Genomic DNA, 8011 nt, shown 5'->3' with positions numbered 1-8011 from the left:
TGACCAAACAAAAACTAGCAACACCCAGACCCAAAGACCTGAGCGTCACAAAAATAAATCATCACATAATCCAAAAAACTTGGACACACGATGCCAAAATATGGCATCAAACAATTCATCACACACTATCGAGTTCTCAAAGAACGCACACCCACTGGCGCTACCCCTGAAAAGGGCATGACCAGCAAGCTTGTTCCGTTTGGAGGATGTTGACCCCGTCTCCGGAGCAACTCTTCCAGCCTACCAGACACTCTCGGCGATCCGCAACTCCGTGTTGTTTCTCGTTCGGGAGTCATCTGGTTCCCGTGATCTCGCTCCGGGCGCGCAAGGCACCCGGTGTGATTTCTCGGGGGTTGGTCTGCGCTGAACCCGGTTTCCCTTCCCCGTGGCTCTCCCTCTCAGGAGGCCGTCCGGGGCGGCGCCGTGGCGCGCTGACTCGAAGAAAGTTACGCAATGCGTCGGCGAGGGTCAAATCGCCTGGTCAGCACGCACGCCTACACACGTTTCCGCAGGTCACGAGTGGTCAGGCCCTGCCCCGCAGCGTCGAATTCTCGCCCGAACCCCCAAAATCCACGAATGTGATCTGCATCATTCTGCGGTGGCCGGCTGTCTTTCGGCGTCCCAGTGGACCTTGCGCGCGGCGTCTACCAGCGACTTCATCGACACTCGTCCGAGACGGAAACCCATACTTTCGGTCAGTGACCTCGTCTGACAGGTCAGTTACGCGTGCGGCGGCCGGCTCCTACCGTTCGAGGTATGACCATCGCCCCAGAGTTCAGGAGCGCAGACACCAGGAGCGCGGGCACACCTACGACCAGCACCATCACCGTGCGTCGGGCCGAGCCGGCTACCGGGGATCTCGCTGCCGAGGGCTTCCGACGATGCGGTTCGCTGTGGTGGCGTCGGACTACTACGCAGGATGGAACCACGTCGGTCGACATCCGCCATCCGTTCACCAGCGATCTGATCTCCGACGATGTCATGGTGACGGCCCTGATCTGCCTCGTCGAAGACGGCGCGCTCGCCGGTCAGTGGGAGTTCGAGGAGGCCGCGGTCGGACTGATTCGGTCGTCTGCCGCCTCCGACGACGTCGCGTGGGCGTCGTTCTATGACAACTCGCTGCGAGATCTCGTCACCGGTATCGCCTCATTCAGCCCCGTCCATCGTCGAGCTCGTAGCCTGGTCTCGGGTTCTGGCGTGTTGGAGGTCGGCTGCTGCTTCGGGCTCTTCGCACTGCAGTGCGCCGAAAGTGGACTCGAGGTCAGCGCGTGCGACATCTCGTCTGGTGCGATCAACCTTCTGCGGGCGACCGCCGCGCGACGTCGAACTGTTGTCGACGCGATTGTTGCGAACGCGACCGATCTCCCCTTCGCCGACGATTCCGTCGACACCGTCACCCTCATTCACCTGCTCGAACATTTGTCACGTGACGAAAGAGAGCGAGCGCTTGCAGAAGCTCTGCGGGTCGCTCGGAGGCGCGTGATCGTCGCCGTCCCCTACGAAGACGAGCCGAGTCCACACTTCGGGCACCTCAGCTGCCTGCGTGAGTGCGACCTCGTCGAGTGGGCAGGACACGTCGATCATGCGGGCGCGGAGATACTCGACGACCACGGCGGCTGGTTGATCCTCACCCCTCGAGCCGATTAGTCCCGACGGCGCAATTCACAAGCGACACCACTCCACAAGCAGCCTCAGCTCACGAGCGGGCCGCGACTCAGATGAGGCCCCGCTTGCTGGCGATGTAGACCGCGTCGGTGCGTTTGGTGACCCCGAGTTTGCGAATGATGTTGCGAATGTGGAACTTCACCGTCGATTCCGAGATGAACAGCGTCTCGCCGATCCGCTTGTTGCTCAGTCCGTCGGCCAGGAGCCGGAGCACCTCACGCTCACGCTCGGTCAATGCCTCGGGACTCTCTCCGCCGCCCGATACCGTCCGCAGCACGATTGCCGCGCTTCGCGGATCGAAGGCGCTGCCACCACCCGAGACGGCCTGAATCGCCCGCACGAGTTCGGTCGTATCGACATCCTTGACCACGTATCCGCGTGCCCCGGCCTTCACCGCACGCACGACGAGGTCGTCGTCGAGGAACGTGGTGAGCACCAGACTGGCCACATCACTGTGCCGCTGCGCGATCTCGGTGATGAGTCGCAGCCCCTCGTACTCGGTGCCCGCCGTCAGCTTGAGATCGACGACGACCACGTCTGGGCGGCACCGTGCGACTTCTGCGAGCGCGTGATCGAACGAACCAGCTTCTCCGACAACGGATATCGTGTCCTCACGCTCAAGCAGTGAGCGTATGCCCGCCCGTAGCAGCGCATGGTCGTCGACCAGCATGGTCCGAATCGAGCCGGTACTGACCTCGGTGGAATTCATCGCACAACCTCCTCGTGTCGAGACCCTGACCCGCTCCGCGTGTGACCTGTCGACGCCGACCCGACGTCGGGCAATGTGGCTGCAATGCGTATCCCACCGAGTCGCGAACGACGTACACGGACCTCGCCACCCAACTGATCCGCCCGCGCGGCCATGTTGGCCAGTCCCCGGTGCCTGCCGGCGAGGTCGCCGAGCATCGCCGCACGCATCACTCGCCGAAGATGCCCGGGATCTCCCGCGCCGTCGTCGTCGACAGCCAGGCCGACGTGATCGTCGGCGTAGGTGAGGACCACGCGCGCAGTCTGTGCCCCGGCGTGCACCGCGGTGTTGAACAGCGCCTCGCCCGCGATCCGCAGCACGGCGTGCTGCACGTCATCTGGGACATCACGCGGGCGTCCGACGACGCGGACGTCGGTGTCGAGATCGGCGGGCATGTGCATCGAACACAGTTCGTCGAGCACCTCGCCGAGACTCAGCCCCTCCACCGACGGTGACTGGTTGAGCGCGTAGATGACCGATCGCAATTGTTCGACGGCGTCGCGGGTCAATTTCCCCGCAACCTCGAGACGCGCCGCCGTCGCGGCGTCGGACTCGATCCGACACACCTCGATCTGAACGCCTGCCGACAGCACCGACTGCGTGACGGAGTCGTGGAGTTCGCGGGCGATGCGCTCGCGTTCCTCTGTGACCAGTCGCTGACGCATCACGGCGGACAATTCTCGTTGTGTCCGTTGAAGTTCCGCGTTTCGGACGGCAAGGTCTGTCGCCTGCTCGCGCGCCTTTGAGTAGGCATCCTCGGCACGCGCGAGCTGATGTCGGCTCTCCTCGAGTAGCGAGGCATTCAGGAGGGCGACCATCGCCTGTCTGGCGAGAATGCGCATCACGACGAGATCGGCGGAGTCGACGACATGATGATCCGGGGTCCACGCCGAGAGTCCACCGACGACGCGGCCGTCGAGGTGCACCGGCACATGGAGGTGATGCGCTGCGACCACCGGTCGGCTCAGCTCACCCATCTGATTGCGGAGGACGTCGTTGAGCCGATTGAGCACCTCGTCGGGAAGGTGACTCGGTGTGCGCGCGGCTTGCACGCCCTCGAAGGCATAGATGGTTCCGTCGCCGCTCATCATCAGGTGCCGTGGCCCCGTGCGCTCGAGTTCGCCGTCGCTGAGGGCAAAGACCACCCAGTCGGCGTCAAGGTGTTCACGCACGGCACGGACCACCGAGAGGACGAGGTTTTCTGGGCCTTCGGCGGTTTGCACGAGCGCGCGCGAGATGCGGTCGAGCGCGCCGACCACGCGCGTGAGTCGCTGCTCGACGCCCCGATACTGCGCATAGTGCGAGCCCTTGACCGAATGCAGCCCGACGAGCGAGTCCAGCTCGGGTCCGTACTGTCCAGACCCGTCAACTCCAGACCCACCAGCCCCTGATGCTTCAACGCCAGGCCCGTACCCCTCGGGCTGGGCGCCGGTGGTCACAGCGCCTCGCGATAGATACGCGCGACGTCGTCTGCGGTCGGTTTGCGCGGGTTGGTCGTCATGCAGGCGTCGAGCAGCGCGTTCGCGGTGAGCACCGCGACATGTTCGTCGCGCACACCGAGCGATCTGAGGTCGCCGGGCAATCCGACCCTGCGCGACAACGACGCGACCTCGTCAGCGAGTCGCTCGGCGACGGCATGGGGCGAGCCACCCCGGACACCCACTGCGTCGGCGAGTTCGACGTAGGGCGTCGGGTCGATCTCCGCGTTGAAGCGGATGACATGCGGCAGGAGGACAGCGTTGATCGCACCGTGCGCGGCGTCGCACAGTCCCCCGACGGGGTGGCTCATGGCGTGGGTGGCCCCGAGGATCGCGTTGGTGAACGCCATGCCCGCCTCGAGCGCGGCGTACGCCATGTCGGTTCCGCTGTCGGGATCCGACGGATCGTCGACAAACCTCTCGATGCTGCGCCACGCGGTGCCGATCGAGCTCAGTGCTGCGCGATCGCTGAGCCGATTGTGCGCAAGCGATGCGTACGCCTCGAGGCAGTGGGTGATGGCGTCCATGCCCGACTGCGCGGCCACATCTGCGGGAAGCGAGGCAAACGTGCGTGGGTCGACCACAGAGACGTCGGGCACCAAGCCGCGACCGATGATGGTCACCTTGGTCATGCGGTCGACGTCGTTGACGATGCAGAACTGCGAGACGTCCGAACCACTTCCGGCCGTGGTCGGTGCCGCGATCAACGGTGGCAGTGGCCGTCGGGCACGATCGATCCCCTCGTACTCCAGGATGTGTCCGCCGTTGGCGGCCAGAATCGCGATCCCCTTGGCCGCGTCGATCACCGACCCACCGCCGAGAGCGACGATGCCGTCGGCGCCGCTCTCCTCGTACCTCGCGAAGCCCGCAACGATCTCGGGAGCCCGCGGGTTTGCCGATACGTCGGTGAACGACGACACCGACAGTCGCTCGGAGTGAAGTGCTTGTGCCAGTTGGGGATACCACGGAGTCGCCACGAGTCCGCGGTCGGAGACGATCAGTAGGCGACGCATGCCGAGGCCCGCGGCCGCGCGTGGTACCTCGGCGAGCGACCCGGGCCCGATGATGATCTCCGGTGTGTGGAACTTGGCGACGTGCACGCCGCCGCCGCGCGCCGCCCGCGTATCCCGAACAGTGCTGGGCGCGCGGGTGTCGACGACGTCAGTCCCCACGCCTGTCACCTACCCATCGCAGCGTTGTCTTCCGGCCCGAATCCTACGCGCGATGCCATCACTCACGCGCCCGAAGCCGCAACCGAGACCTGCTCCAACTCGGCGAGATCGTGCACGACGTTCACGCGGTCGCAGTACGTCGCGTATGCGGGGAGATCGCACGAACCTAGGCCCCACGAGTAGGCGGGCTCAGGCGTCAGCCAAATGGTTTCGCGCGCACGTCGACTGATCTCCTCGAACGCGCCGAGGTTCGGATCCTTCCCGTTGTTGCGACCGTCGCCGAGCACGATGACCGTCGTCCTCCTGGTGATGGCGCCGCCGTACTCGTCGAGGAAGGTCTGCAGCGCGTTGCCGTAGTCCGAATCGGCGTCGACGTCGAGCACACCGCCCGCCGGGAGCCCGGACACGACCAGCGACAGCGCCTCCTCGGCCGGGTGCTCGGCGAAGAGATCGGTGATCTCGACAAGGTCGGACACGAAGGCGAACGATCGGACGTGCGCGACCATGCTCTGCAACCCGTGGACGAGTTGCAGGGTGAACCGCGTCGTCGTACGCACCGACAGCGAGACGTCGGCGAGGATCAACAGGCTCGGTCGGTCCTCGACCTTGGCGACGGTGATCGGTCGGAACGGCACGCCGTCGAATCGAAGGTTGGCGCGCATCGTGCGTGCGGCGTCGACCGTGCCTCGTGCAGCCACCTTTCGTCGCGATCGCGGTGCGCCGTGCAGGCTGCGGATGAGTCGACGCACGGATTCCTCGAGGCTTGCGCGCTCCTGCTCGCCGATCGCGTCACGCACGCTCGCCTTGATCTCGCGGTCCTCGAGCTCGTGGTCGGTGGCCATCAGTTGCTCGAGGTGATCGCGAAGTTTCTCCGGTAGGCCGTCGAGCAGACCCGCGAGCGCGCTGCGCAGGGCCGCGAGTTCCTCGGGGTCTGGTTGCGCTCCATCGAGTCCCTCGGTGTCGTCGAGCCAGTCGAGCAGGGCCATCTCCTGAGCGACCGACAGCTCGGCATCGAGTTGTGTTGCGTTGCCGCTCACCAACTCTCCCGGCCGGCCCGGATTGTGCAGCCGGGACACGGTGAGCTGGACCCGCGCGGCCTGCTCGGAGTTCGGAACCGAATCGGCTGACAGGACGATCTCGTCGGTCAACGACGCCATGTCGAGTTTGTTGGCCTCCTGGTGGAGGTTGTACTGCTCGGCAAGATCTTCGGGATCGAAGTACTGCCGGATGTTCGACGGCGGTCCGTGACTGTGTCCCTGCGCGGGAGTCTTGCTGACCTCGTCCGAGAGCGTGTACTCCTCGAGGTCGCCCTCGTCGGAGAGGTCGTCGTGTGTGTGCGAATGACCTTGTCCGCCATCGTCTTCGACAACAGGTCGCAGTGCGAAGAACCTGTCGAAGACCCGCGCGAACGTGTCCTCGTCCCGACGATCCTTGATCAGACAGGCCTGCAGCGCAGAGCGGAGCAACTCGCGATCGGCGAGGATCTCCGCCGTGGCAACGGCAGCCATCGCGTCCATCGCCTCCGACACCCCGATCCGCACGCCGTGCAGGCGAAGCAGACGGATGAAGCGGTGTACGGCACCTTCCATCAGCGCACTCCCCCGCTAGACCGGCCGCTTGCGCGCACCGCGAGCGTTGAACGACCTGCTCCCCTGCGACGCGCTGACGGTGCGCGTTCCGGCGTCACTCTTCGCCCCGGGCGACCCGTAGTACTCATCTCCGTGGCGGCCGGGCTCGTCCTTCGCCGCGCGGCGAGCTTTTCCGGACCTGTCGGCAGACGCGTGATCATGATCGTGGTCGTGATCGTCGTGACCATGCGAATGACCCGGCCCGTGGGAGTGGCCGTGCGAATGTCCGTGGGAGTGAAGGTGATCGGGCACCTGAGCGTTCGGGTCGACGAGCCGTGGCAGCGCGTCGAGTGCCCGGGTCAGGTCTCTGTCGTACTTCACCACGACGTTGGCCGTGGCCGACAGCAGCTCCGCACTGAGCTCGTCTGCGCCGAGCACGGCGAGGGTGCGCGCCCAGTCGATCGTCTCGGAGATACTCGGCGCCTTGCGCAGATCGAGATCCCTGAGCCCGCGGACGATCTCGACGAGTTTGGCCGCGAGGACGTCGGCGAGGCCGGTGTCCTTGGATTTGATGATGTCGAGTTCGCGCGCGGCGTCGGGATAGTCGAGCGACAGGTGCAGGCAGCGTCGTTTGAGAGCGGCGGACAGATCGCGAGTGTTGTTGGAGGTCAACACAATCATCGGCTGGTGCGTGGCCACGAAGGTACCGATCTCGGGAACCGACACCTGGTATTCGGCGAGGAGTTCGAGCAGCACAGCCTCGAGCGCCTCGTCGGCGCGGTCGACCTCGTCGATCAGCAGCACGACGGGCTTCTCGGATCGCACCGCCTCCAACAGCGGGCGGGGAGCGAGGAATCGCTCGGAGAAGAAGACGCTCTCCTCGGCGCCGATACGGTCGACAGCCTCCGACAACGACGCGGCGTCGGCGACCACCTGACTGATCTTCTCCCGCAGCACCTGCGTGTAGAGCAGTTGCTTGCCGTAGTCCCACTCGTAGAGCGCTGTGGTCTCGTCCTGGCCCTCGTAACACTGCAGGCGCAACAGTTCTCGTCCCGTGACGTCCGCGAGAGTCTTGGCGAGCTGCGTCTTCCCCACTCCCGCAGGCCCTTCGAGCAGCACCGGTTTGCCCAATCTGCTCTGCAGGAAAACCGTTGTCGCCAGGCGTTGGTCGGCGAGGTAGCCGGCATCGGCGAATCGGGTCACCACGTCGTCGACATCGGTGAAGTGTGAACGGTCAGCGGGGTCGGCCCCCGCGGCGGATGTGCTGTCGTCGGTTGCGGCGAAGTGCACGGACATCGGCGTCTCCTGTGCTCGGAAGGGAGGTGGTGCGGTGACGGGCTTGCGTAGGGGGTGGAGCCGGATGACGGATTCCGCTTTGGG

The 8011-nt window shown here is 65.2% G+C and carries 6 protein-coding genes; 1 reads left to right on the top strand and 5 read right to left on the bottom strand.

Annotation, left to right across the window (positions count from 1 at the left end; genetic code table 11):
• Positions 1-756 precede the first annotated feature (756 nt).
• Positions 757-1647, top strand: coding sequence for a mycofactocin oligosaccharide methyltransferase MftM (mftM, locus tag A5788_RS00595; RefSeq protein WP_064864376.1), 891 nt, complete (start codon positions 757-759; stop codon positions 1645-1647).
• Positions 1648-1714: 67 nt separating this feature from the next.
• Here the strand turns inward: mftM and A5788_RS00590 are convergent, their stop codons facing one another.
• The 5 genes from A5788_RS00590 to A5788_RS00570 all read right to left on the bottom strand — a co-directional run bounded on the left by A5788_RS00590 (position 1715) and on the right by A5788_RS00570 (position 7927).
• Positions 1715-2374: a MadR family response regulator transcription factor gene (locus A5788_RS00590; RefSeq protein ID WP_064864374.1), complete on the bottom strand. Its 660-nt coding sequence runs from the start codon at positions 2372-2374 to the stop codon at positions 1715-1717.
• Positions 2371-3753 (bottom strand): MadS family sensor histidine kinase, encoded by a 1383-nt coding sequence (locus A5788_RS00585; protein WP_064864380.1) that lies wholly within the window; start codon positions 3751-3753, stop codon positions 2371-2373. The genes A5788_RS00590 and A5788_RS00585 overlap by 4 nt, the downstream gene beginning before the upstream one ends.
• A gap of 95 nt (positions 3754-3848) precedes the next feature.
• A complete protein-coding gene (locus A5788_RS00580; RefSeq protein ID WP_082937970.1) occupies positions 3849-5063 on the bottom strand; it encodes an iron-containing alcohol dehydrogenase in 1215 nt (404 codons plus the stop codon).
• Between the two features lie 62 nt (positions 5064-5125).
• A complete protein-coding gene (locus tag A5788_RS00575; protein ID WP_064864372.1) occupies positions 5126-6652 on the bottom strand; it encodes a VWA domain-containing protein in 1527 nt (508 codons plus the stop codon).
• Between the two features lie 15 nt (positions 6653-6667).
• Positions 6668-7927, bottom strand: coding sequence for an AAA family ATPase (locus A5788_RS00570; protein WP_064864370.1), 1260 nt, complete (start codon positions 7925-7927; stop codon positions 6668-6670).
• Positions 7928-8011: the final 84 nt, after the last annotated feature.

Source organism: Gordonia sp. 852002-50816_SCH5313054-c (genome assembly GCF_001665925.1).
In the GTDB taxonomy this organism is placed as follows: Bacteria; Actinomycetota; Actinomycetes; order Mycobacteriales; family Mycobacteriaceae; genus Gordonia; species Gordonia jacobaea.
Note: the sequence above shows the minus strand (reverse complement) of the source record. Positions and strands in the feature narration are given on the sequence as shown.

What these genes read in the sequence shown, in the direction of transcription:
- A5788_RS00590 (WP_064864374.1), bottom strand. Translation starts at nt 2,374, where the DNA reads ATGAATTCCACCGAGGTCAGTACCGGCTCGATTCGGACCATGCTGGTC.
- A5788_RS00575 (WP_064864372.1), bottom strand. Translation starts at nt 6,652, where the DNA reads ATGGAAGGTGCCGTACACCGCTTCATCCGTCTGCTTCGCCTGCACGGC.
- mftM (WP_064864376.1), top strand. Translation starts at nt 757, where the DNA reads ATGACCATCGCCCCAGAGTTCAGGAGCGCAGACACCAGGAGCGCGGGC.
- A5788_RS00570 (WP_064864370.1), bottom strand. Translation starts at nt 7,927, where the DNA reads ATGTCCGTGCACTTCGCCGCAACCGACGACAGCACATCCGCCGCGGGG.